19 protein-coding genes and 1 tRNA gene are annotated in these 23,781 nt (G+C 59.5%); 8 read left to right on the top strand and 12 right to left on the bottom strand.

What is annotated here, in order from left to right; translation table 11 throughout:
* Positions 1-16: 16 nt before the first annotated feature.
* The 5 genes from pstB to phoR form a co-directional block, all read right to left on the bottom strand.
* Complete coding sequence (gene pstB, locus N434_RS01135) at positions 17-832, bottom strand: phosphate ABC transporter ATP-binding protein PstB (RefSeq protein ID WP_065114777.1); 816 nt, start codon at positions 830-832, stop codon at positions 17-19.
* 14 nt (positions 833-846) lie between these two features.
* Positions 847-2,166: a phosphate ABC transporter permease PstA gene (gene pstA, locus N434_RS01140; protein WP_110755576.1), complete on the bottom strand. Its 1,320-nt coding sequence runs from the start codon at positions 2,164-2,166 to the stop codon at positions 847-849.
* Positions 2,163-3,647 carry a phosphate ABC transporter permease subunit PstC gene (gene pstC, locus N434_RS01145; protein ID WP_065114775.1) on the bottom strand — a complete coding sequence of 495 codons (1,485 nt, stop codon included), beginning with the start codon at positions 3,645-3,647 and terminating at the stop codon, positions 2,163-2,165. Before pstC ends, pstA begins: the two co-directional genes overlap by 4 nt.
* Before the next feature lie 272 nt (positions 3,648-3,919).
* Positions 3,920-4,954 (bottom strand): substrate-binding domain-containing protein, encoded by a 1,035-nt coding sequence (locus N434_RS01150; RefSeq protein ID WP_065114774.1) that lies wholly within the window; start codon positions 4,952-4,954, stop codon positions 3,920-3,922.
* A gap of 195 nt (positions 4,955-5,149) precedes the next feature.
* Positions 5,150-6,418 carry a phosphate regulon sensor histidine kinase PhoR gene (phoR, locus tag N434_RS01155; RefSeq protein WP_110755578.1) on the bottom strand — a complete coding sequence of 423 codons (1,269 nt, stop codon included), beginning with the start codon at positions 6,416-6,418 and terminating at the stop codon, positions 5,150-5,152.
* A gap of 231 nt (positions 6,419-6,649) precedes the next feature.
* Between phoR and ppk2 the strand changes: the two genes are divergently transcribed.
* Positions 6,650-7,537: a polyphosphate kinase 2 gene (gene ppk2 / locus N434_RS01160; protein ID WP_065114772.1), complete on the top strand. Its 888-nt coding sequence runs from the start codon at positions 6,650-6,652 to the stop codon at positions 7,535-7,537.
* Positions 7,538-7,589: 52 nt separating this feature from the next.
* Here the strand turns inward: ppk2 and N434_RS01165 are convergent, their stop codons facing one another.
* Complete coding sequence (locus N434_RS01165) at positions 7,590-8,738, bottom strand: hypothetical protein (protein WP_181423836.1); 1,149 nt, start codon at positions 8,736-8,738, stop codon at positions 7,590-7,592.
* A gap of 255 nt (positions 8,739-8,993) precedes the next feature.
* On the opposite strand from N434_RS01165, the gene N434_RS01170 reads away from it, so the two are divergent.
* The 4 genes from N434_RS01170 to N434_RS01185 all read left to right on the top strand — a co-directional run bounded on the left by N434_RS01170 (position 8,994) and on the right by N434_RS01185 (position 11,055).
* Positions 8,994-9,956, top strand: a complete 963-nt coding sequence (locus N434_RS01170; RefSeq protein WP_110755930.1) for an NAD(P)H-dependent flavin oxidoreductase — start codon at positions 8,994-8,996, stop codon at positions 9,954-9,956.
* Between the two features lie 135 nt (positions 9,957-10,091).
* A tRNA-Thr gene (locus N434_RS01175) sits at positions 10,092-10,167 on the top strand.
* A gap of 162 nt (positions 10,168-10,329) precedes the next feature.
* Positions 10,330-10,488, top strand: coding sequence for a YqaE/Pmp3 family membrane protein (locus tag N434_RS01180; RefSeq protein WP_046799460.1), 159 nt, complete (start codon positions 10,330-10,332; stop codon positions 10,486-10,488).
* 324 nt (positions 10,489-10,812) lie between these two features.
* Positions 10,813-11,055 carry a DUF982 domain-containing protein gene (locus N434_RS01185; protein WP_110755581.1) on the top strand — a complete coding sequence of 81 codons (243 nt, stop codon included), beginning with the start codon at positions 10,813-10,815 and terminating at the stop codon, positions 11,053-11,055.
* Between the two features lie 83 nt (positions 11,056-11,138).
* Here the strand turns inward: N434_RS01185 and N434_RS01190 are convergent, their stop codons facing one another.
* The 6 genes from N434_RS01190 to N434_RS01215 form a co-directional block, all read right to left on the bottom strand.
* Complete coding sequence (locus N434_RS01190; protein WP_110755932.1) at positions 11,139-11,531, bottom strand: PRC-barrel domain-containing protein; 393 nt, start codon at positions 11,529-11,531, stop codon at positions 11,139-11,141.
* Between the two features lie 129 nt (positions 11,532-11,660).
* On the bottom strand, positions 11,661-12,542 hold the full coding sequence (locus tag N434_RS01195; RefSeq protein ID WP_181423837.1) for a helix-turn-helix domain-containing protein: 882 nt from the start codon (positions 12,540-12,542) through the stop codon (positions 11,661-11,663).
* Between the two features lie 109 nt (positions 12,543-12,651).
* Complete coding sequence (locus tag N434_RS01200; protein ID WP_110755583.1) at positions 12,652-14,841, bottom strand: TonB-dependent siderophore receptor; 2,190 nt, start codon at positions 14,839-14,841, stop codon at positions 12,652-12,654.
* A 179-nt stretch (positions 14,842-15,020) separates the two neighbouring features.
* Positions 15,021-16,697 carry an ABC transporter permease gene (locus N434_RS01205; RefSeq protein ID WP_110755585.1) on the bottom strand — a complete coding sequence of 559 codons (1,677 nt, stop codon included), beginning with the start codon at positions 16,695-16,697 and terminating at the stop codon, positions 15,021-15,023.
* A gap of 70 nt (positions 16,698-16,767) precedes the next feature.
* Positions 16,768-17,784, bottom strand: a complete 1,017-nt coding sequence (locus tag N434_RS01210) for an extracellular solute-binding protein (RefSeq protein ID WP_110755587.1) — start codon at positions 17,782-17,784, stop codon at positions 16,768-16,770.
* 155 nt (positions 17,785-17,939) lie between these two features.
* Positions 17,940-18,989 (bottom strand): ABC transporter ATP-binding protein, encoded by a 1,050-nt coding sequence (locus N434_RS01215; protein WP_110755589.1) that lies wholly within the window; start codon positions 18,987-18,989, stop codon positions 17,940-17,942.
* 357 nt (positions 18,990-19,346) lie between these two features.
* Between N434_RS01215 and N434_RS01220 the strand changes: the two genes are divergently transcribed.
* The 3 genes from N434_RS01220 to N434_RS01230 all read left to right on the top strand — a co-directional run bounded on the left by N434_RS01220 (position 19,347) and on the right by N434_RS01230 (position 23,781).
* Positions 19,347-21,059, top strand: a complete 1,713-nt coding sequence (locus tag N434_RS01220; protein WP_110755591.1) for a long-chain fatty acid--CoA ligase — start codon at positions 19,347-19,349, stop codon at positions 21,057-21,059.
* 109 nt (positions 21,060-21,168) lie between these two features.
* Positions 21,169-22,794, top strand: a complete 1,626-nt coding sequence (gene pgi, locus N434_RS01225; RefSeq protein WP_110755936.1) for a glucose-6-phosphate isomerase — start codon at positions 21,169-21,171, stop codon at positions 22,792-22,794.
* Positions 22,795-22,911: 117 nt separating this feature from the next.
* Positions 22,912-23,781 carry a Rossmann-fold NAD(P)-binding domain-containing protein gene (locus N434_RS01230; RefSeq protein WP_110755938.1) on the top strand — a complete coding sequence of 290 codons (870 nt, stop codon included), beginning with the start codon at positions 22,912-22,914 and terminating at the stop codon, positions 23,779-23,781.

The raw sequence follows: 23,781 nt of genomic DNA on the forward strand, positions 1-23,781 counted from the left end.
AAGCGCCGGCCGGAAATCAGCCGAAGCGGCCCATGATGTAGTCCTGCGTGCGCTGGTCATCCGGATTGGTGAACATCTTGTCCGTTTCGTTTTCCTCGACAAGATGACCAAGGTGGAACATGGCTGTGCGCTGGGAAACACGCGCTGCCTGCTGCATGGAGTGCGTGACGATGACAATCGTATAGTTGGCGCGCAGTTCGTGGATGAGCTCCTCGACCTTGGCGGTCGCGATCGGATCGAGCGCCGAGCAGGGCTCGTCCATCAGGATCACTTCCGGGCTGACGGCAACCGCGCGTGCGATGCAAAGGCGCTGCTGCTGGCCACCGGAAAGGCCGGTGCCGGACTCCTGGAGACGATCCTTGACCTCGTTCCACAGGCCGGCCTTCTGCAGGCTGTGTTCGACGATCTGATCCATATCCGCCTTGTTGCGGGCCAGACCATGGATGCGCGGGCCGTAGGAGATGTTCTCGTAAATCGACTTCGGAAACGGGTTCGGCTTCTGGAACACCATGCCGACGCGCGCGCGCAGCTCAACCACATCGATCGCCTGGTCGTAGATATCGTCGGTGTCGAGCGTGATCTTGCCAGTGACCCGGCAGCCATCGATCGTGTCGTTCATGCGATTGAGCGTCCGAAGGAATGTGGACTTGCCGCAACCGGACGGGCCGATCAGCGCGGTCACCGTGTTTTCGCGGACGTTGAGGTTCACGTCGTAAAGCGCACGCTTCTCGCCGTAATAAACCGAAACATCCTTGCCGATCATCTTGTATGAAACTTCATTCATTTTCTTGTCCAGCGCCTTTTCAACTGCTGCTTCCGACAACATGTTCATTGCTCAATCTCCCTCTACCAGCGCCGTTCAAAGCGGCGACGCAACAGGATTGCGCCAACATTCATGACGATGAGGAACAAAAGCAGGATGATGATAGCGCCAGATGTTCTTTCGACAAAGGCGCGTTCCGCTTCGTTCGCCCACATGTAAATCTGCACCGGCAGTGCCGTGGACGGATCCATCGGCGTTGTCGGGTAATTCGCAACGAATGCCACCATGCCGATCAAGAGCAGCGGCGCCGTTTCGCCCAGCGCGTGGGCGAGGCCGATGATGGTGCCGGTCAGAATGCCGGGCATGGCGAGCGGCAGGACGTGGTGGAAGATCGTCTGCATCTTTGAAGCGCCAAGGCCGAGCGCCGCCGCACGGATCGACGGCGGCACGGCTTTTAATGCCGCGCGCGTGGCGATGATGATCGTCGGCAGGGTCATCAGCGTCAGGACAAGGCCGCCGACCAGCGAGGCCGAACGGGGAAAGCCCATGAAGTTGATGAAGACGGAGAGGCCAAGCAGACCGTAAACGATGGAGGGAACAGCCGCGAGATTGTTGATGTTCACCTCGATGAGGTCCGTCAGACGGTTCTTCGGCGCGAACTCCTCGAGATAGATCGAGGCTGCGACACCGATCGGCAGCGACAACACCAGCACGATCAGCATCATGTAAAAGGAGCCGATCAGCGCCACGCCCACACCCGCCGCTTCCGGACGGCTCGAAGCGCCGTTGACGAAGATGCCGGTGTTGAAGTGCTTGCCGAGCTGGCCGCTTTCGGCGAGCTGGTTCATCCAGCCGAGCTGCTGGTTCGAGATACGGCGATTGGCTTCATCCGCCGTCAGGTCGACCTGGCCCTTGAAGGCGCTGTCGACGTCGCCCGACGCCAGAAGCGTGACGGTGCGCGTTGTGCCAATGACGGCGGGATCGGCGACGACGATGTCGCGAAGCTGCGTGCGCACGCTGTCCGAGATCAGGAGGTTGACGGCACGAAGACCGGCACGATCCGTCGGCGCAACACCAAGAACCTTGGCGACCGCATCACGGGCAATGACGGGATAATTCGCCGTCATCAGCTTCGCCGGGTTGGTGGCGCGCTCATTTTTCGGATCGATGATCTGTTCTGAGAACTCGACCGGAACGGTGATCATCGTCTGCTGGAAGGCGGTGTAACCCTTGGAGACCACCGAGAAAAGCAGCAGGAAGAGAAAGATGAGACCGAAGGAAATCGCTGCCATTCCGTAAGCACGGAAGCGACGTTCGGCGGCATAGCGGCGCTTGATGCCGATATCACGGCGGGTGGCCTTGTTGACGGCGGCGCCGGCTGCGGGAGAAACGATGTCGGTCATTCATATTGCTCCCGGTATTTGCGCACGATGTAAAGCGCGTAGATATTCAGGCAAAGCGTGATGGCGAAAAGCGTGATGCCGAGCGCGAAGGCAACCAGCGTCTGCGGCGAGGTGAATTCAAGGTCGCCGGTCAGCTGGCTGACGATCTTGACCGTCACCGTGGTCATCGGTTCGAACGGATTGAGCTGCAGGCGGGCTGCAACACCGGCGGCGAGAACCACGATCATGGTTTCGCCGATCGCACGCGATGCCGTCATCAGAACCGCGCCGACGATGCCGGGAAGAGCGGCGGGAACGATGACCTTCTTGATGGTTTCAGACCGCGTGGCGCCAAGGCCGAGCGAACCGTCGCGCAGCGAACGCGGCACGGCGGTGATGATATCGTCCGACAGCGACGAGACATAGGGGATCAGCATGATACCCATGACGAAGCCGGCGGTGATGACGCTCTGTGCCTGGATGAAATTGGCGTAGTTGCCCGTCGTGAGACCGCTGATCTGCGTGGAAATGTCTCTGAGGAAAGGCCCGACCGTCGTCAGCGCGAAGAAGCCGTAGACAATCGTGGGAATGCCCGCGAGCACCTCGAGCAACGGCTTCGCCACCGAGCGCAGCCGCGGCGAGGCGTATTCCGACATGTAGATCGCCGAAAACAGGCCGACCGGCACGGCAACCAGCATGGCGACGAAACCGATATAGAGCGTGCCGGCGAGAAGCGGGATCAGACCGAACTGGCCGGACGAGTCCGTTGCACCAGCCGCCGCAAAACGCGGATCCCACACCGTTCCAAAGAAGAACTGGTGCGCCGGAACCATGGTGAAGAACTGGATGGCTTCCGTCAGCATCGACAGGACGATACCGATCGTCGTCAGGATCGCGATGGACGAGGCGACGAGCAGCGAAGCGAGAATAACCCTCTCGACCTTGTTGCGCGCCCGGAAGCGCGGAGCAATCGAACGCAGCGCATAGGCGGCGCCTCCAAGCGCAGTCACCAGAACGATGGCGATCATGGCGATGCGGCTGGTGGAGGTCATGGCGTTCAGCGTATGGGCGGCATCGACCATGAAACGCTCAGGGTCGCCGGCGATCGCCACGCCCTTGGATGCCAGAAGCGGCCTTACCGCAGCCGTATCCGCATCGGCCTGTGCGGTTTCCTCCGCCGTCAGCCGCTGCAGGCCGCGGGCGATGGAGGTCACCATGCCATAGGTCAGGCTCTGCTGGGCTTCAGGCAGGGCGCGCACGTCTTCAGGAAAATTGCCGCGTACCGCCGAGGTGACGATCAGCGGGCTGACAATGAGCCAGGCACCGAGAATGAACGCCGCGGGCAAAACCGCCCAGACAACTGCATAAGAACCGTGATAACCGGCGCGGGAATGCATGCTGGCGGGGCGCCCGCCAGACAGGGCAACGGCACGGCGGCTACCGAGCAGATAACTGCCGATGCCGATCAGCGCCAGTATCAGCAAAAGGATCGATGTGTTCATTAGAGTTCCCTCGGCGTGCCTCAAGAGCACGGTGCGATATCGGGCAAATCAAAAAGTCATCAAAACGAGACCGCTGGACCATCCGGAGATGCTTGCCGTCTGACTGTATCAAAGTCTGGCAAGCGTCAAGGTTGATACATCCTATCCATCTGTAATCCATAAACAATCATGTGGACGGCGATGGATGGGAACTGTCAACCGGAGACAATCGCCGAAGCGGAAAGGCACCGGAGCGAAACGAGGGGCGCGGCAAGCCGCGCCCCTCATCCATATTACATCGTGGAGCCGGCGGCGAACTTCGCGCGGATTTCTTCGCGCTCTGCGTCCGGAGCAGCAACCAGGCCGTAGTTGGCGAGCGGGGAATCCGGGCCGATCATTTCGTCGGAAACGAAGAACTCGACATATTCCTTGAGGCCCGGGATAACGCCCAGGTGAGCCTTCTTCACGTAGAAGAACAGCGGGCGGGAAACCGGGTACTTGCCGCTGGCGACGGTTTCGGTGGACGGAGCAACGCCCGAAACAGTTGCAACCTTCAGACGGTCAGCGTTGTTTTCATAGAAAGCGAGGCCGAAAACGCCGAGACCGGTCTTGTTGGCGTCGATGCGGGCCAGCGTTTCCGTGTAGTCGCCGTCGATGTCAACCGCAGCACCGTCCTTACGGACAGCGATGCACTTTGCAGCAGCCTGCTTGGCATCGGTGACGATCTTCTTGATGGCGTCGGTGGCGCCGGCTTCCTTGCAGCCGTCAGCCATGATCTTTTCTTCGAAGACTTCGCGCGTGCCGTGCTTGGAACCCGGGATGTAAGCGGCGATCGCTACGTCAGGCAGTTCCTTGTTGATTTCCGACCACTTCTTGTAGGGGTTGGCAACGAGCTTGCCGTCCTTGACGATTTCAGCGGCCAGACCGAGGTAAAGATCCTTCGGCTCCAGCTTGAGGTCCTTGTTGGACGAGTCCATTGCGAAGACGATACCGTCGTAACCGATCTTCACTTCCTGAACGTCGGCAACGCCAGCTGCCTTGCAGGCGGCCAGTTCGTCGCTCTTGATCGCGCGCGAAGCATTGGCAATGTCGATGGTGCCTTCGCCGACGCCGGAGCAGAACGCCTTCAGACCGCCGCCCGTGCCGCCGGACTCAACGACCGGAGCCTTGAAGTTCGGGAAGGTTTCAGCAAAGGTTTCGGCAACGATCTTGGCGTAGGGCAGAACCGTGGAGGAACCGGCAACCTGGATCTGGTCGCGAGCAGCGGCGGCGCCAGCGAAGGCGACAGAAGCCACCAGAGCTGCTGCGGAAAATTTAACGAAGTTCATTTGTCTCTCCCGTCGTGGGCTTGTTTGTGGACGCAGCCGATAGCGGCATTCGCTCTAAGCATGCGCTCGGCGACCTTTTCTTAACCACCGTAGCCACATCCTTTTATGTCACTTCAGTGAAAGATTTGTGACAACCTAAATTATTGATTTAATGAATAAATTTTCACGAAATTACAGACAGGCGGATATTTCATGTCAGAATCTGACCGTGAAGTCGGTGCCATTGCCCAATTCCGATTTGATGATGAGCCGGGCGCGGTGCCTGGTGAGGATATGCTTGACGATGGCAAGCCCGAGACCCGTTCCCTTTTTGGAGCGGCTGTCGGCAACGCTGACGCGATAAAACCGCTCGGTCAGGCGTGGCACATGTTCGGCGGGAATGCCCGGCCCCTTGTCGATGACGCTCACTTCCACCGGCTTGCCGGGCTCGGCGCGCAGCCAGACATCGACGACCTTGCCCTCCTGGCCGTATTTGCAGGCATTTTCAACGAGATTCTGGAACACCTGCACCAGTTCGTCACGGTCACCCTGCACTTCCGCCGGCCGCTCGGGCAGATGCAGGGTGATTTCGACATCCAGCTCATTAGCGAGCGGCAGCAGCGCGTCGCGCACATGGCCGATGACGGGAACGAGATCGACCTTCTGGTCCGGGGCAATATTCGCCCGCAACTCCAGCCGCGAGAGCGACATCAGATCATCCACCAGCCGGCTCATGCGGGTTGCCTGATCCAGCATGATGGCGAGGAAACGTTCCTGCGCCTTCGGGTCGTTACGGGCCGGGCCCTGCATGGTTTCGATGAAGCCGCGCAGGGAGGCGAGCGGGGTGCGCAATTCATGGCTGGCATTGGCAACGAAGTCGCTGCGCATCCGGTCGATGCGGCGAAGCTCCGATACATCACGGAACGACAATATATAAAATGGCGGGCCGGCCGTGTCCCCCGCATCCGCGCGGGCAATGCGAACGATGAAGACCCGCTCGGAGGGAAACCGCTCCGAATGCTCCACCTGATTGGGCTGGCCGGTGGTGATGGTTTCACGGATGACATCCAGCAGGCCGGGCGAGCGCAGGCGGGCGGAAATATGCGCGCCGGGCGGAAGCTGGCCGAAAGCGCGTTCCGCCGCGCCGTTCTGAAACAGCACGCTGGCATTCTTGTCGAGGATGAAAACCGGCGTGTCCAGCACCGCAAGACCTGCCCTGACACCGGAAATGACGCTTTCCGCCGGCGCCTCCGGTTCATCCGCTTCCACGGCCGCCTCTTCGTTCGCCTTCGGCGCAGCCGGCCTTTCCCGCACGGCCAGAATGGCGATGATGGCGCAAAGCCAAAGGACGGCAGGCATATAGGGCGTATGAAGTTCCGAAACGGCCACAACGGCCAGCATGCTGACGACAAGGACGGGCAACCAGTTTCGGCCAAGCTTTCTTCCCAAAAGCTTTAATCCACGATCGCCTTCCATGACTGCCATTTCAGCCTGCTTTCCACTTTCACCTGACAGCGCATCGAAATCTCATAGGCCAGCTTCATGACAGAGATTCATCACCGCGCATTTTCCACAGCGTATATGCGCAAAATCAGTGCGGCAATCGTCACCGCCGTCGCACCGCCGCCAACCGCTCCTCTTTCACTTGAATTCTGCCGGTGGATATGAACTCATTGGCGGCGAGTTGCCTTTACACAACAACAGCCGGAGGAAAATATGGGCGAAGACACGAAGAAGCGGGTGGTGGAGATCACCGTCGGCGGCAAGCTGCGCAGCTTCAACATCGACGATCCCGCTCTTCCCGACTGGGTGGAGGAAAAAAAGCTCTCCGCCGGCGATTTTCCCTACGACAAGAAGATGAAGCGGGAAGAATACGACGCCACGCTGGAGGCGCTGCAGGTGGAGCTGGTCAAGGTGCAGTTCTGGCTGCAGGCCACGGGTAAGCGGGTGATGGCGGTTTTCGAAGGCCGCGATGCGGCAGGCAAAGGCGGCGCGATCTTCGCGGCCCGGGCCTATCTCAACCCCCGCTACGCCCGCGTCGTGGCGCTGACCAAACCCACCGAAACCGAACGTGGCCAATGGTACTTCCAGCGCTATATCTCGCATTTTCCAACGGCCGGCGAATTCGTTCTCTTCGACCGATCCTGGTACAACCGCGCCGGGGTTGAACCGGTCATGGGCTTCTGCACTCCGGAAGAGCACAAGCGGTTCCTCAAGGAAACACCGAGGCTGGAAAAGATGCTGGTCCATGAGGACATCCATCTTTTCAAATTCTGGCTCGACATCGGCCGCGAAACGCAGATCGAACGCTTCCACGATCGTCGCCACAGCCCGCTGAAATGCTGGAAACTCTCGGACATGGATATAGCGGCGCTGACGAAGTGGGACGACTATACGCAAAAGCGCGACGAGATGCTGGAAAAGACCCACACCGACGCCGCCCCGTGGACGGTGGTGCGCGCCAATGACAAGCGCCGCGCGCGGGTGAATCTGATCCGCCACATCCTCAATGCCCTCGACTATGACGGCAAGGACAAGAAAGTGATCGGCGAGATCGACGACAAGATACTGGGATCGGGTCCGGACTTTCTCAAGCAGAACTGAAAATGATGACAGGCGCCCGTGACAAGGGTGCCTGCCTCACCTCTCGCCGGCCTTACTGGCCGGGCAGAATACGCACGGAATAAAGATTGACCGGGCGGCTGTTGCCATCGATATCGCTGTTGATGAAGATTTTCCCCGGCGCATTGGGGACAAGCGAGCGCTCGAATGTCGCATTCAGCAGCATATCCGCACGCTCGGCCGTGGCCGTGAAGCGGTGGCGCGAACAATCGCCGAGCGTTGCAAAATCACAGGCGACGGAAACCTGCGTCTGCCGGTCGCTGGAGGATTGCAGCGTGATCGATATGGTCGAGGACTTGCCCGCCATGTCGCGCATCACCTCCACCGGAACCTCAAGGCTGACCGCGCCATCCTGCGAGACGCTTCTCGAGGTGACCCGGATCGCTTTCCCGGCGGGTGTGGCGATGTTTTCCACGCTGGCGCGCGGGCCTGCCGAAATTCCGGCGCTGCCGCGTTCGGCGTTAAAGAGTTCCACCCAATCGTCGGAAAAGCCGCGGCCGGCGGAGAGGCTCGGCGCCGGCTCCGCACCGTTGAAATCCTCCGCCTGGACTTGCGCCGGCGGATTGGGCACGCTGGTGTCGCGCTGTTCGGGTGACAGCAGGAGGCCGGATGAATAGACCCACCAGGCACCCAGACCGACAAAGGCCAGAAGCGTCACGAACATGAAAAGTCGGGCGAAAAGCCCGCGGCGCTTGCGGCGGCCAACCGCACCTTCAGGGCGGAAAGCCAGCGAGGCGTCGCCCGCGCTGGAGCCTCTCCTCGGCGGCTTTGCGTTACGCCGACCGGCGCTCATAGGCTCCGGGGCGGCGGCACCCGGCGGCATCTCGCGCGTTTCGCCACGCAGTTCCGGCTCGACGGCCATGGCGTCGTGCGGTTGCGGCTGCGGTTGCGAAACGGGATCGACGGAAACCTCGCCGTGGCTTGCGTCTGCCGGCTGGGGCGGCCGCAATTGCTGCTCCACCCTGTCCAGAAGCCGGTTACGCTCTTCATTCTCAATGACATGAATGAGGCTTTCGAGCCGCTGGCGCTGCTGGGCCACGACCTGCGGATCATCTATGCCCTGTTTGCGCAGGCCCGCTTCCAGCGCCTGACGGGATGATTGGTAAATCCGTGCACGAACTTCGGCGTTCGACCTGTCCGATTTTTCCAGAGCATTTCTGATTGCCGTTTCCAGTCCGCTCACGACCGATCCTTGTTCTATTGCGCTTTGCAAAAATATGCGGGCGTTGCGCCATTGGTTTACGATTCGGTAACGGCTATGCCGCGCCTCCGCAAGCATCGTTTGCGATAAAGACCGGATTGCCTTGGGGAAAATCGGTGCATTGTGGCACTGCGAACGCAGGTTCGCGGCGCCGATACGGCGCTGTTTTCGCTTTCAATCCTTTGCCGAACGCGATATTAGCTTACGTGCGCGTAAACGTAATTCATGGGAGGAAACATGCTGCCGTCCGTGCTGAAAGACAATCTGCGTCTTCCGGTCATAGCGTCGCCGCTATTCATCATTTCGCATCCGCAATTGACGCTGGCGCAATGCAAGGCCGGCGTCATCGGCGCTTTTCCGGCGTTGAACGCGCGGCCGGAAAGCCAGCTGGACGAGTGGCTGGCGATGATCACCGAAGAGCTTGCCGCCCATAACAGCGCCAACCCGGACCGTCCGGCCGCGCCCTTTGCGGTCAACCAGATCGTGCACATGTCCAACCGGCGGCTGGAACATGATCTCGGCCTCTGCGTCAAATACAGGGTGCCGGTGGTGATCTCCTCGCTCGGCGCGGTGCCGGAGGTCAATGCGGCCGTGCATTCCTATGGCGGCATCGTGCTTCATGATGTCATCAACGATCGCCATGCCCGGTCCGCCATCCGCAAGGGCGCGGACGGGCTGATCGCGGTTGCGGCCGGTGCCGGCGGACATGCGGGCACATTGTCACCCTTCGCTCTCGTTCAGGAAATCCGCGAATGGTTCGATGGCCCGCTGCTGCTTGCCGGCGCCATCGCCAATGGCGGTTCCATTCTCGCGGCGCAGGCCATGGGCGCGGACATGGCCTATATCGGCTCCCCCTTCATCGCGACACAGGAAGCGCGCGCTTCCGACGGCTACAAGCAGGCAATCGTCGACGCCCAGGCCAAGGATATCGTCTATTCGAACTATTTCACCGGCGTGCACGGCAACTACCTGAAAAGCTCGATCGTCGCCTCCGGCATGGATCCCGACAACCTGCCCGAGGCAGATCCCTCGAAAATGGACTTCGAAACCGCAACCGGTGGTGCAAAAGCCTGGAAGGATATCTGGGGCGCCGGCCAGGGCATCGGCGCGGTCAAGGCGGTGGAGCCAGTAGCGGATCTCGTCGACCGTCTGGCGCGCGAATATGAGGCGGCAAGACAGCGCATCTGCGCAAAGGCCTGAGGCATCCATAAACAACGGACAGGCAAAGCTTTTTGCGGAATTTTCAAAACCGTCGCATTCAAGGCTTGAAATCCGTCGGCATTGCCTGTATCAGCCCGCCATGAAGCTGATCCGCAACAGACGGATCATGTTCGGGCCGCTTTAGCTCAGTTGGTAGAGCACGTCATTCGTAATGACGGGGTCACGTGTTCGAGTCACGTAAGCGGCACCATTTATTTCCCCTGACATAAATATTTATCGATCGGCAGCCTTGTTTACGCGCGGGTGACCCTCGCCATCACAGGCACCTTCCACTGTCGCAATGGCGTTTGAAACCAAACCGCCCGCCAGACGTTGACCAGCAAGTCATTCTCAAATGGAAAGCCCTGTCATCGTGGACGTCATCCGTATTCTCATCGCCATCCTTCTTCCGCCTGTCGGCGTATTCCTTCAGGTCGGGCTTGGCCTGCATTTCTGGCTCAATATTCTTCTGACCCTGTGCGGTTATGTTCCCGGCATCATTCACGCCATCTGGGTGATCCTGCGCAAGTGACGCTCCGCCCCCCCCCCCGGGGGCGATGAGATGGCCACAACATTTTAGTACGTGATTAAATTCTCACGATTTTCTGGAACCGGGTCTTCGCCTTCACGTTATGGTGATGACACCAGCCAAGGAGAAAATCATGAACCAGATCATCTACATCGTCGGCCTCGTCGTCATCGTTCTCGCGATCCTGTCGTTTTTCGGCTTCCGTTGATCCCCGTTGTCAATTCGCCCGCTTGCGCATATCCTAAGCGGCAGTGACACACGGCTGCGTTCATGGGTTGCTCCGCTGTCGGGTGTATTTCGGGATCGCGTTGCTCTGGGAGGTGCACGATGAAGAACGAGAGATGGACAGAACCTGTCGAGGTCAATCTTGAGGCGAACGGCAAGAGTGTCATCGCCGGCCCCTTCGAAGCGCTGATATTATTGACGGAAGGCTGGCCGAAGATTCGCGGATTGAGTTTCGTGAGAGCCAGAAGCGCCTGCCGTGCCGCCCTTGACGGACGCAAATCGCCGGAGGAAGCCCGCAGGTGCTTCACCGATGCTGTTTCCGAGATGCAGAAACACCCGCATTAAAGAGAGATAAAACGCAAACGGCTCCTGAAAAGGAGCCGTTTTTTTGATATCCTGTTCCGGATATGACCGCGTAGCGCCCCGCGTTACATCCAGTAAGGTGTGACGCCGTAATAGTCGTAAACCTTGCGGTCCCTGGCGTTCAGCAGGTCATTATCGTCCAGGTTGACGAAGTGTGGCGCATTTTCGATCTCTTCTTTTGTCAGATCGATACGGTAGCCATCGAGTTCTTCATCATAATGCAGCTTCTCCCAAGGCAGCGGGTAATAGTCATCGCCGATCCCGAGAAAACCACCGAAACTCAGCACGGCATAGGCGACGCGACCGCCGCGCTTTTCCAGAATGATGCGCTGGATCGAGCCGAGGTGCTTGCCGTCGGCGCCATAAACACGTGTGCCTTCCACCTTGTCGCTGGCAATGAGGCTCGGCGTATCCTTGACATAGGGGTCCTGTCCGGCTCGAGGTTCCTGATGCAGCATGATGTCTTCCTCCTTGATTTTCTTCATGGATGTCACGTCTGGTAAACCCTGCGCCTGACAAATCGTTCCGCGGCGTTTCAGCCGCCGCGGCCGGTATTTTTTTGAAAGGGGATGGAACAAAAAGCGCGCCTATTGGCGGATTTTCTGCCAGACGGAGGGAGAAACGCCAACCATCTTGCGGAAGACGCGGGAGAAATGCGCCTGATCGGAAAAACCGGCGGCGATGGCGATATCGGTCAGCGCCATGTCGGTTCGCATCATCAGGTCCTTGACCCGATCGATGCGCGCCTGCATCTGCCATTGGTGCGGCGGTACGCCGGTGGATGCCTTGAAGGCATGGCTGAAATGGGATTGCGACAGGTTGGTGAGCTCCGCCAGTTCCTCCAGCCGGATCGACCGCAGGCAATGTTCGCGGATATAGTCGGTTGCCGCTCGTAGCTGCCAGGCGGCGAGCTTGCTACGTTTCTTGACCGGCTCGCGCTTTACCTTGAGGAAATCCGTCAACAGCGCGAGCACGAGGCTTTCGCCGTAAAGGTCGTGCAGCGGATCGGGGTTGTCGCACTCGGCGGCAATCAGCCGTGCCAGCGCCAGCAGGCGCTCATCCTCGAACATCAGATGCGGATCGAGCAGGCCATGCGGGTCAAACCCCTGCACCAGGCGCGTCCCCAGCAAACCCGCGTCGAAGTGCAGGTCGAGATGGCGCACGAAGGAAACATTGCTCAGTTCCGCATGCACATCCAGATCGGCGGGCACGAAGGAAATCCGGTTCGCCTTGGACGAACCGTAATTGTCGCGGCGGCAGCGGTTCATCATGAACCGGCCGTCATCCGTCCCGTCCATATCCAGCAGGAAAACGAAACGCGGATCTTTTCCGACATAACGCCCACCCGCCTTCGGGGCGCAACGCACGTCCCAGAGATCGGCGACGATGCCGTTCCAAACCCTTGAGCGCGGGCCGCCGATGACGGCAAAGCCCTCGATCTCATTTTCCATCCGCACGCGGAAAGCCATGGCCTCTCGATCCCGCAGGGCGCCATGGCGCCACTATAAACATGATAAAACTATTCATGTTTATAGTGGCAAACTGCATCGCCCGCAACTGCCGGCCTTCGGCCAGGCCTTACCACTTCTTGGAAAGCTTGAAGGTGATGGTGCGGCTATCACCCCAGCCGCAGACCGAGACACCGGCGCAGCTCTTGACATATTCCTTGTCGAAGACATTGGCGACGTTGATGGAGGCGGTCCAGTCGTTCTTCTCGTAGCGGACTGCCGCATCGAAGACGGCGGCAGCCGGCACGCGCAGCGTATTTGCCTCATCCGCCCAGGATTTGCCCTGATAGCGCACGCCGCCGCCAATGCTGAGGCCTTCAAACGTATCATCGGTGAAGGCGTAGTCGAGCCACAGCGAGGCGGTGTGGGCGGGCACGATCCACGGCGATTTGCCGATCAGGTTGGGATTGGCATCGCGGGTAATTTCGAGATCGGTATAGGAATAGGAGGCAAGTGCCTTCCAGTTGTCGGAAAGATTAGCCTTGGCCTCCAGCTCGAAACCGGTGGATTCCACCTGCCCGAACTGGCCGCTCGTGGTCACACCGCCGGCCGTATAGGACACGATGGCGTTGTCCTTAACCAGCTTGAAGACGGAGGCCGTGATGCTGCCATCAAAGAAGGTCGGCTCGTATTTGATACCGGCTTCGAACTGATGCCCCTCCTCCGGCGAGGCGGGAGTGCCATCCGCCAGCGTATCGATCAGCGGATTGAAGAAGGTGGCCGCCGAGACATAGGGGGTCAGGCCATTGTCGAATTCATAAGCGAGGCCGGCCCGGCCGCTCAGCGCATCGTCACTGGAGCGGCGGGAGGCGCCTGCCGGCAGCCTGTTGTTCAGTTCCGTATCGACATAATCGTAACGGCCGTTCAGCGTCACCAGCCAGCCATCGCCGAAACGCAGCTGGTCCTGGGCATAGATGCCGATCTGCTGCTGCGTGACGATATTGTCGGCATAGACAAAATTGGTGCCCTGCGTCGAGCCATAGACCGGGTTGAGCGCACCGATCGCATTCGATCCGCAGCAGGCCTGCACCTGATCCAGCCGGTAATATTTATAGTCGAGACCAAAGAGCAGTGAATGATTGACGGCACCGGTTTCGAACTGGCCTTCGATACGGTTATCGACGCCGAAACTGTCGACCTTCGATACGCCGTCATAACCGAAGCGGGTCAGCATATAGTCGTTGGTGGTGGTATCGAGGATCGGCTGACCATTGGCGTCGGCATTGGCCCAGCCGCCCGGATAGGGTCCTGTCTCGTGTTTGTAGAGATGGCCATAGCGGGCATTCTGGCTGATCTTCCAGCCATTGTCGAATTCATGGCTGACCTCATACCCGACCATCGACTGGTAGACGCGGCCATTATCGATATCCGGCTCACCATAAAAGGCCTTGCGGTCGAGCTTGCCGAAAGGCGCGTCGACCACGGTGCCGACATAGGGCAGGAAGCCGTTGCCGATATGCACCTGATCCAGCGCCGAGAAATAACCGTAGAGCGTGGCACTTGTCTGCGCATCCGGCTCGAAGGTGATCTGCGGCATGATGAAACCGCGCAAATCCTCGGAATAGTCGGTGTAATTATCGCCGCCCGAGACCTTGCCGGTGACGCGATATTTCCATACGCCCTCACCATCGACCTTGTCGCCGAGGTCGAAACCAAAGAAGGCGTTACCGAAATTATTGATGCCGATTTCCGTTTCACGAACGGGTTCGTCCTGGGTCCGCTTGCGGACCATCTGCACGATACCGCCGGGGTTGGCGCCGCCATAAAGCACCGAAGCGGGACCTTTGAGAACCTCCACACGCTCGAGCCCGTAGGCATCCATCTGAAAACCGCCGAAACCGTAGCTGAACAGGTTCAGCCCATCGAGAAACACACCGGTCTGGGTGGCCTGAAAGCCGCGAATATAGATCCAGTCGGTGTCCGGATCCGTGCCGAAAGGCTCCGCCGTCACACCGGGTGTATAGCGCAGCACCTCGTCGATTTTCGTCACCGCGCCGCGGTCGTCCATTTCCTGGCGGCCGACAACCGATACGGACTGGGGAATATCCTTGGTATCGGTATCGGTTTTCGAACCCGTCGCGCTTTTCTTCACGGCATATCCCTTAACGGGACCCGTTGCCGTTTCCGCACGCTGCCCCTCAACGGTAATTTCCCGCAGAACGGTCGTTTCCTGTGCATGGCCCATGACCGGCGCCATCAAGACAACGGCAGCCGTTCCCAAAGCCAGGCGGCTCAAAAACATCCCATGTAAATTTTTCAAGATATGCCCCGAAACAGATCACGGCCGGCGTTCATATCCGACAGGCCGCAACACCTCAATTAAGCTGAGTATTTACATCAGGATTAAGGCGGGATGCTTGTCGTTTTCTGGGCGGATTTGAAGCTTATTGGCCTCTCGCACAGTTTTGCGCCCGTCATTTATCAGGCAAGGCGTGGAAATCAGCCCTTGCGCCGGCCTATCCGCGCAAGCAGCACGACGGGAAGCATGCCGATGACGACAATCGCCAGTGCCGCAATCGCCGCCTCCTCATAGGTGCCACGTGCGGCCTCGCCATAAAGATGGGTTGCGAAGGTTTCGAAATTGAGCGGCCGCAATAAAAGCGTGGCGGGGAGTTCCTTGACACAGTCAACGAAGATCAGCAGCGCCGCCGCCGCAAGCGAAGCCCTGGAAAGCGGCAGATGGATCTGGCGGAATGTCTGGGTCGCGGATCGCCCCAGCGTTCGCGCGGCGTGGTCGAAAGATTGCGGGATACGGCTGAGGCCGGCATCGACACCGCCTGCCGCAATGGTGAGGAAACGCGCCGAATAGGCATAGATGAGAGCCGCGCCGCTGCCGATGAAGATAAGGCCGGTGGAAACGCCGAACCATTCACGCATGGTCTGGTCGACGAACCGGTCGAAGCCGCCGAGCGCAATCAGCACGCCGATGGCGATAACCGTGCCGGGAGCTGCATATCCCACTGTGGAAAGGCGGTAGGACCAGAGCGAGAGACGCCCCGGAGCAAGACGCATCGCGTAGGCAACCGCGAGGCCGAGAACGAGGGTGATCACCGTCGCCAACCCGGCGAAGACGATCGTATTCAGAGCTTCCTCCGTAAAACGGGCGGACAGGCCGCTGAAACGAAACCGCTTCCATGCCTCAATGACGAGATAGCTCGCCGGCGCCACAAAGCCGATCAGCACCGGCAGGCCACCGAACACGAAGGCGAGCCAGCCCTTCGGGCCGGCAAGCCGCAGCGGCTCCAGTTCCCTGCTTTTCTGCGCGGAAACGGAATAACGCTGCTTGCGCCGCGCCCAGCGCTCGAGCGCCACAAGAGCGACAACGATGAACAGCATGGAAAGCGCGATCTGCGCCGCACCCGGCAGGTCGGATTTCGTGACCCATGTTGTGTAGACGGAAACCGTGAGGGTGCGGACGCCGAGAAACTCCGAAGCGCCGATATCGTTCAGCGCTTCCATCAGGGCAAGGCTGACGCCGACCGCGATTGCCGGGCGCGCCAACGGCACCGCGACCTTCAAAAAAGCCGCGCGTCTGGAAACGCCAAGCGTGCGTGCGGCTTCCAGCAGATTGCCCGCCTGCGTCAGGAACATGGCGCGGACGGGAATATAGACATAGGGAAAGAGGACGAAGGCGAGAAGGATGATACAACCCGTCATCGACCTTATATCCGGCAAGCGGAATTCACGCGGGCTGGAATAACCGAGCAGCCAGCGGATCACCCCCTGCACCGGCCCGATGGGATGCAGAATATCCAGATAGGCGTAAGCGACGATATAGGTGGGCATGGCCAGCGGCAGCAGCAACGCCCATTCCAATATCCTGCGCCCGGGAAAATCATAAGCGGTGACCAGCCAGGCCGAACAGGTTCCGATGATACCCGCCAGTAGGCCGACGCCGACAAGAAGGATGACCGTATCCGGCAGGGCCGTCAAAAGAACGGTGGAGCCGAGATGCTCCCAAAGGCCGGCGGAACCCTGCACGGCCTGAGAGACAAGCGCCAGAACCGGCACCATGGCGCCGCAGACCGCAATGAGCGACAGGCCCAGCCACCAGAAGGAGGATGAAAACCGTGTTCCTGCGCGGGGCGTCAATGTCTGAACGGCGTCTGGATTCATGAGCTTCTTGAAATACAGGGAAGGCGTCCGCGGGTGCGAACGCCTTCCATCGAGTTATTGCCGGTTGGCTTTACTTGTCGAAACCGACCTTGTCGACCAGCTCGCTCGCCTGCTTGCGGTGCGATACGATTTCCGTCAGCGGCTTGTTGTCGATCTTCAGCGTGCCGAAGGAAGCGATGATCTCGTTGAGAGCCGCACCCTGCTTGACCGGATATTCGTAGTTGGCTTCAGCATAGATCTTCTGGGCTTCGTCGGAGACGAGATATTCCAGCAGCTTGACGGCTTCCGCCTTGTTCGGCGCATTCTTGGCCACGGCCGCGCCGCTAATATTGACCTGCGTGCCGCCATTCTTGAAGGTCGGCAGAACCACCTTGATGGCATCGCCCCACTTCACCTGCTCCTCGCCGCCCTTGCCCGAGCGCATCAGGCCGACATAATAGGAGTTGGCGATGCCGATATCGCAAATGCCGCCGAGGATGTCCTTGGCAACGTCGCGGTCGCCGCCGCCAGCCTTGCGAGCCAGGTTTTCCTTGACGCCGGCAAGCCACTTCTCGGTGTCGGACGCACCGTAGTGGGCGATGTAGTCGGCAAAGAGCGCGGTGTTATAGGGATGCTGACCGGCGCGAATGCAAACCTTGCCCTTCCACTTCGCGTCCGCCAGATCTTCATAATTGAAGGAAGCGAGATCGAGATCCTTCGCCGCATACAGAACGCGGGCGCGCATGGAGAGCGCGAACCAATGACCCTTGGCATCACGAAGTTCGGCCGGGACTGCCTTGGTCAGGGTTTCGGACTCGACCGCCTGGGTGACGCCCTTTTCGGCGAGATCAACGAGGTTGCCGGCATCCACGGTCATCAGAACGTCGGCCGGCGAGCTTGCGCCTTCACTCAGAACGCGCTCCGCAAGACCGTCCTTCAGGAACACGGTGTTGACCTTGACGCCGCTCGAGGCGGTGAAGGATTCCAGCAGGGGCTGGATCAGGCCCGGCTCTCTGGTGGTATAGATGTTGAGTTCGGCAGCGCTGACCGATCCGGCTGCAAAGGCAACCGTGCTGGCAAGCAGGGCAAATCCGGTAAATTTCGTCATGTTTCGTCTCCCTCTCCGAATAGCGGCGATATAGAGCGAGCAGACATCATACCTGATGAAGCAAATCAAGTTTTATTTCGCGATTTTCAGACAGCCCTGATCACCAAGAGTTGAAAATGGAGCATAAATAAACATGCAAATTTACTCATTCAACTTCAGGTAAATATCAGCACGCCCTTGGGATCGATGCCGAAACGCACGGTCTTGGTCTTGGCCGGCGTGCGCTGCATCGTCCTGACGCGCAGGTCGGCCGGAAGGCCGGGCACGGCGATGCCGAGTTGTTCGATCTCGCCGAGGAAAACACGGCTCGCTATTTCGCCGGCGATTCCTTCTCTTGCGGCATCATCCTCGATGATCGAAATCGCATTGGGGCGGACATAGGCGACGGCGACGGCGCCATCCGGCAGATCGGATGCATCCCCCAGGGGGCCGAGCGGCGTTTCGACGCGGCCCTGCCTTACCCGGCCCTCGATCTTGTTGAAGGCGCAGAAAAAATCGGCGGCGTAGCGGGTTTTGGGATTGTCGTGGATTTCATAGCCCGTACCGCTCTGCACGATACGGCCGCGCTGCATCAGAACCACGCGGTCGCCTGCAGACAGCGCCTCTTCCGGGTCATGAGTGACCATGATCGCCGTCGTGCCCAGTTGCCGCAGGAGACCCAACGTCTCTTCGCGGACATTGTCACGCAAGCCCCTGTCGAGATTGGAAAAGGGCTCGTCCATTAACAAAAGCCCCGGCTGCGGGGCAAGGGCACGGGCAAGGGCCACTCGCTGCTGCTCACCGCCCGAAAGCGTATGCGGATAGCGCTTCGCCAGATCCTGCAGGTGAACATGCTCGATCATTTCCCCGGCACGGCGGCGGGCCTCGGCCTTCGGCAGGGACCTGAGGCCGAACAGGACATTCTGTTCGACGGTGAGATGCGGGAACAGCGCGTAGTCCTGAAAGACGAAACCAATATTGCGTTTTTCCGGCTCGACGAAGACAGCCGAACCGGCAACAACGGAACCGTTAAGGCAAACGCTGCCGTGATCCGGCGTCTCCACACCCGCGACAATGCGCAGCAGGGTCGATTTTCCACAGCCCGAGCGGCCCACAAGGCAAATAATTTCGCCGCTTTCGACGGCCAGGTCGATATCGGACAATACATCGGTATCGCCGAATCTTTTTCCAACCGATTTCAGTTCAAGCGCTGCGCTGCCTGCCATTTCCAATCCTGCCCTGCTTTGCGAATTATGTTGATCGCTCAAATCAGGATTAAAGTCAAAAAATCGCGAATAACACGGTTTTCATTCACGAGGCCGCGAGATGTTGGACAGCAATATTGACGTTTACGTTAGAGTTAAATAGGCTTTGCCGACATGATGGACGTCAAGGGATTCCGCGTCTATCATTCGTCACCGGGGAGCAGGAGGAGCGGTCGATCCGGTGACGCACATGTGGTTTCTTCGATCCGGCAGACAAGCCGGCTGATTGCGGGAACCCCATGACCATCAGGCAGCCGAAAGCGCCTTCATGCATTCCACCGGATGCACGGGCGCGACAAAGACTCTGGGAGGAGCAGCATGAGTGAACTGTCCCTGGGACACGCGGAAAATGTCAGCGTCGAGAAACGCTGGCTGTCATCCTATCCGCCGGGCGTCCCTTCCGAGATTCCTGCTTCGGGCAATGCTTCCCTTGTCGATCTCCTCGAAAAGAGCTGCGTGCAATTTGCCGACCGCAAAGCCTTTTCCAGCATGGGGAAATCGCTGACCTATCGGCAGCTTGACACTGAAACCCGCGCCGTCGCCGCCTGGCTGCAATCCAGGGGACTGGAAAAAGGCGACCGGGTTGCCGTGATGATGCCGAACATCCTGCAAAATCCCGTCGCGGTTTACGGTATCCTGCGGGCAGGCATGGTCGTGGTCAACGTCAATCCGCTCTACACACCGCGCGAACTGGAACACCAGTTGAAGGACTCCGGCGCAAAGGTGCTTTTCGTGCTGGAAAACTTCGCCCATGTGGCGCAGCAGGCCGTGCCGAAAAGCGCCGTCCGGGATGTGGTCGTCGCGTCCATGGGTGATCTTCTCGGTTTCAAGGGACATATCGTCAATCTCGTGGTCCGCAAGGTGAAAAAGCTCGTGCCCGCCTATGCGATCCCCGGCTCGATCAGCTTCAAGGCCGTGCTGAAGGAAGGCCAGGGATTTTCCCTCAAGCCTGCCGGCCTCACAGCACAGGATATCGCATTCCTGCAATATACGGGTGGAACCACCGGTATTTCCAAGGGCGCGATCCTCACCCACGCCAATCTTCTCGCCAACAAGGCGCAGATCAGCCTGTGGCTGGATGCCGCCTTCAACAGCCGCAAGGATCGTCCCGAGGTTCTCAACTTCATCTGCGCGCTGCCGCTGTGCCACATCTTCGCGCTGACGGTAAACTCGCTGATGGGCATTGCGCTGGGCGGCCATAACCTGCTGATCGCCAATCCGCGCGATATTCCCGGTTTCGTGAAAGAGCTGACACATTACCAGCCGCATGTTTTCCCCGGCATCAATACACTCTTCAACGCGTTGATGAACAATGAGGATTTTCGCAAGCTCGACCTGTCCTCGCTCATTCTGGTTCTCGGCGGCGGCATGGCCGTGCAGAGGCCGGTTGCGGAGCGCTGGCTTTCAGTCGTCGGCTGCCCGATCGCCGAAGGTTACGGGCTGTCGGAGACCTCGCCGGTCGCGACCGTCAACCGGCTGGACACCTCGGAATTCAGCGGCACCATCGGCCTGCCCCTTTCCTCGACGGAAATCGACATTCGCGACGACGACGGCAACAGCCTGCCCCTGGGCGAAGTCGGCGAAGTCTGCATTCGCGGACCGCAGGTCATGGCCGGTTACTGGCAGAGGCCGGATGAGACCGCCAAGGTCATGACACAGGACGGGTTTTTCCGGTCCGGCGACATGGGTTTCATGGACGAGCGCGGTTACACCAAGATCGTCGACCGCAAGAAGGACATGATCCTGGTCTCCGGTTTCAACGTCTATCCAAACGAGGTCGAGGAAGTGGCCGCCAGCCATCCCGGCGTACTGGAATGCGCCGCGATCGGTGTTCCGGACGAACATTCCGGCGAAACCGTGAAGCTTTTCGTCGTCAAGAAGGACCAGTCCCTCACGGAAGCGGAGCTCAAGGCTTTCTGTGCCAAGAGCCTGACAAACTACAAGCGGCCGAAAATCATCGAGTTCCGCACCGAGCTGCCGAAATCGAATGTCGGCAAGATTTTGCGGCGTGAATTGCGCAATCTGAACTGAGCGAATGGAGCCGGGCGACCGGCTCTTTTCTTTTCTCAAAGTCGCCTTGATTTGGCCGCCTGAAAAAGAATAGTTTCCTCATCCTTCCACGGAAGCCGAGGAGCACATGATGCAGGCCACCATCGAAAAACTCAAAGCAACGGCAAGCAGCACAGCCGCAACCGATCTTCGCGCCGCCTTTGCGGCCGATGACAAGAGATTCAGCCGTTTCAGCGTGAAATTCGATGACCTGCTGATGGATTATTCCAAATGCGCCGTCAACGAAGAGATCGTGACGCTTCTCGAACAGCTGGCGCGCGAGGGCGGCGTCGAGGCCAAGCGCGAGGAGATGTTCTCCGGCAAGGCGATCAACTTCACCGAAGACCGCGCCGTGCTGCATACCGCGCTGCGCAACCGCTCCAACACGCCCGTTCTTGTGGACGGCAAGGATGTGATGCCTGACGTGAACGGCGTTCTCGCCGCCATGGGCAAGTTTGCCGATGCGATCCGTTCCGGCTCGCTCAAGGGCGCGACCGGGAAGAAGATTACCGATGTCATCAATATCGGCATTGGCGGTTCCGATCTCGGCCCTGTCATGGCAACGCTGGCGCTCGCACCTTTCCATGACGGCCCGCGCGCGCATTTCGTGTCCAACATCGATGGCGCGCATATTGCCGACACGCTGAAGCTAATCGACCCCGAGACCTCGCTCTTTATCGTTGCCTCGAAGACTTTCACCACCATCGAGACGATGACGAACGCCGCCACCGCGCGCCGCTTCATCGCCGAGAAGCTGGGTGAAGGCGCCGTCAAGCATCATTTCGCCGCCGTTTCCACCGCGCTGGACAAGGTTGCCGCCTTCGGCATCGAAAGCGACCGCATCTTCGGTTTCTGGGACTGGGTCGGCGGCCGTTATTCGATCTGGTCGGCCATCGGCCTGCCGCTGATGATCGCCATCGGGCCGGATAATTTCGGCGAGTTCCTGAGTGGCGCGCATGCCATGGACCGGCATTTCCGCGAAGCGCCGATCCGCGAAAACCTGCCGATGCTGCTCGGCCTCATCGGCTTCTATAACCGTAACGTGCTGAACTATCCGACGCGGGCGATCCTGCCCTATGACCAGCGGCTGTCGCGTTTCCCCGCCTATCTGCAGCAGCTCGACATGGAATCGAACGGCAAGGGCGTCACCATCGACGGCACGCCGGTCGAAGACCAGTCTGGCCCGGTCGTCTGGGGCGAGCCCGGCACCAACGGCCAGCACGCCTTCTACCAGCTGATCCATCAGGGCACGAGCGTCATTCCGGCGGAATTCATGATCGCCGCCAACGGTTTCGAGCCCGCACTGCGCCATCAGCACCAGCTTCTCATCGCCAATTGCCTGGCGCAATCGGAAGCGTTGATGAAGGGACGGACGCTGGCAGAAGCGAAGGCCCAGCTTACCTCCAAGGGCATGGAAGACAAGCTCGCCGACTTTATCGCCCCGCACCGCGTCTTCACCGGCAACCGCCCCTCGATCACCTTCGTTTATGACAAGCTGACGCCGTTTGCGCTCGGCCGCCTGATCGCGCTTTACGAGCACCGCGTCTTCGTGGAAGGCGTGCTGTTCCGCATCAACTCCTTCGACCAATGGGGCGTGGAGCTTGGCAAGGAACTGGCAACCGGCCTGCTGCCTGTCGTGGAAGGCAAGGAAAGCGCCGCCGGCCATGACAGCTCGACGCAGGGGCTGGTGAAGGCGCTGGCGAATCTGGCGGGGTAATATCCGGCTACCCACGATCTCAGGAAAGCCGGAAGGACACTTCCGGCTTTTTTCAATCCGACATCAATGGCCGGCATCAATGGCCGGCATCAATGGAATGCCAAATTGGAGGCGTGTATGCCATCCCGGCCCGGCAAGGATTTTCTGGAGTTCCACGATCTGCCAGCGGATGCGGTGCTATCAATCATCGAGCGCGCGGGCAGTCTGGCAGAAAGCTGGTCAAACGCCGCCATGCCGCAGCTGCTCAAGGGAAAACACATCGGGCTGATTGTCGACGACACCGGCTGGCGCAATACCACCGCCTTTGATCTCGGTGTTCAAGCCATGGGCGGGATTTGTGTCACCGCTCCAATCGGTTTCAATGGCCGTGAAGAAACCGCTGATCTTGCCGGTTATCTCGACAATTGGTTCGACCTGCTGGTTGTCCGCACGAAAGAGCTTTCGACCCTTCACGCACTCGCGGCGGAAATGACCGCACCGGTCATCAATGCGCGAACGAAATCCAACCATCCGTGCGAGACCCTCGGCGACCTTGCCTATATCAAAAGCGCAAGGGGCCAAATAGACGGGCTTAAAATCGTCGGCGTAGCGCCGGATGCCAATATCCTGCGCTCATGGGTCGAAGCCTCGATATCGTTGCCCATCCAGGTCACGCAGGTCTATCCCGACCAGTGGCATGTCACCGGTCCCGCGCTCCTCAACCCAAATTTCCGGGCAAGCTCAGACCCCGGGGAATTGCTCGATGCGGATGTGATCATTACCGATTCCTGGCCTGGCGGACAGGATCATGGCCTGACCGACTATCGCATATCCGCATCCCTTCTCGACAGGATGCGTCCGAATACGATCTTCCTGCCCTGCCCGCCCGTCGCGCGCGGTCAGGAGGTGACGGCGGACGCCATGGTGCATCCGGCCTGCCAGAGCCGGGCCGCGAAGGCCTATCTTCTGCACGCGCAAAACGCGCTGATGGAATTTCTTCTCACCTGA

The organism is Rhizobium sp. UGM030330-04 (genome assembly GCF_003208455.1).
GTDB lineage: Bacteria > Pseudomonadota > Alphaproteobacteria > Rhizobiales > Rhizobiaceae > Agrobacterium > Agrobacterium rhizogenes_A.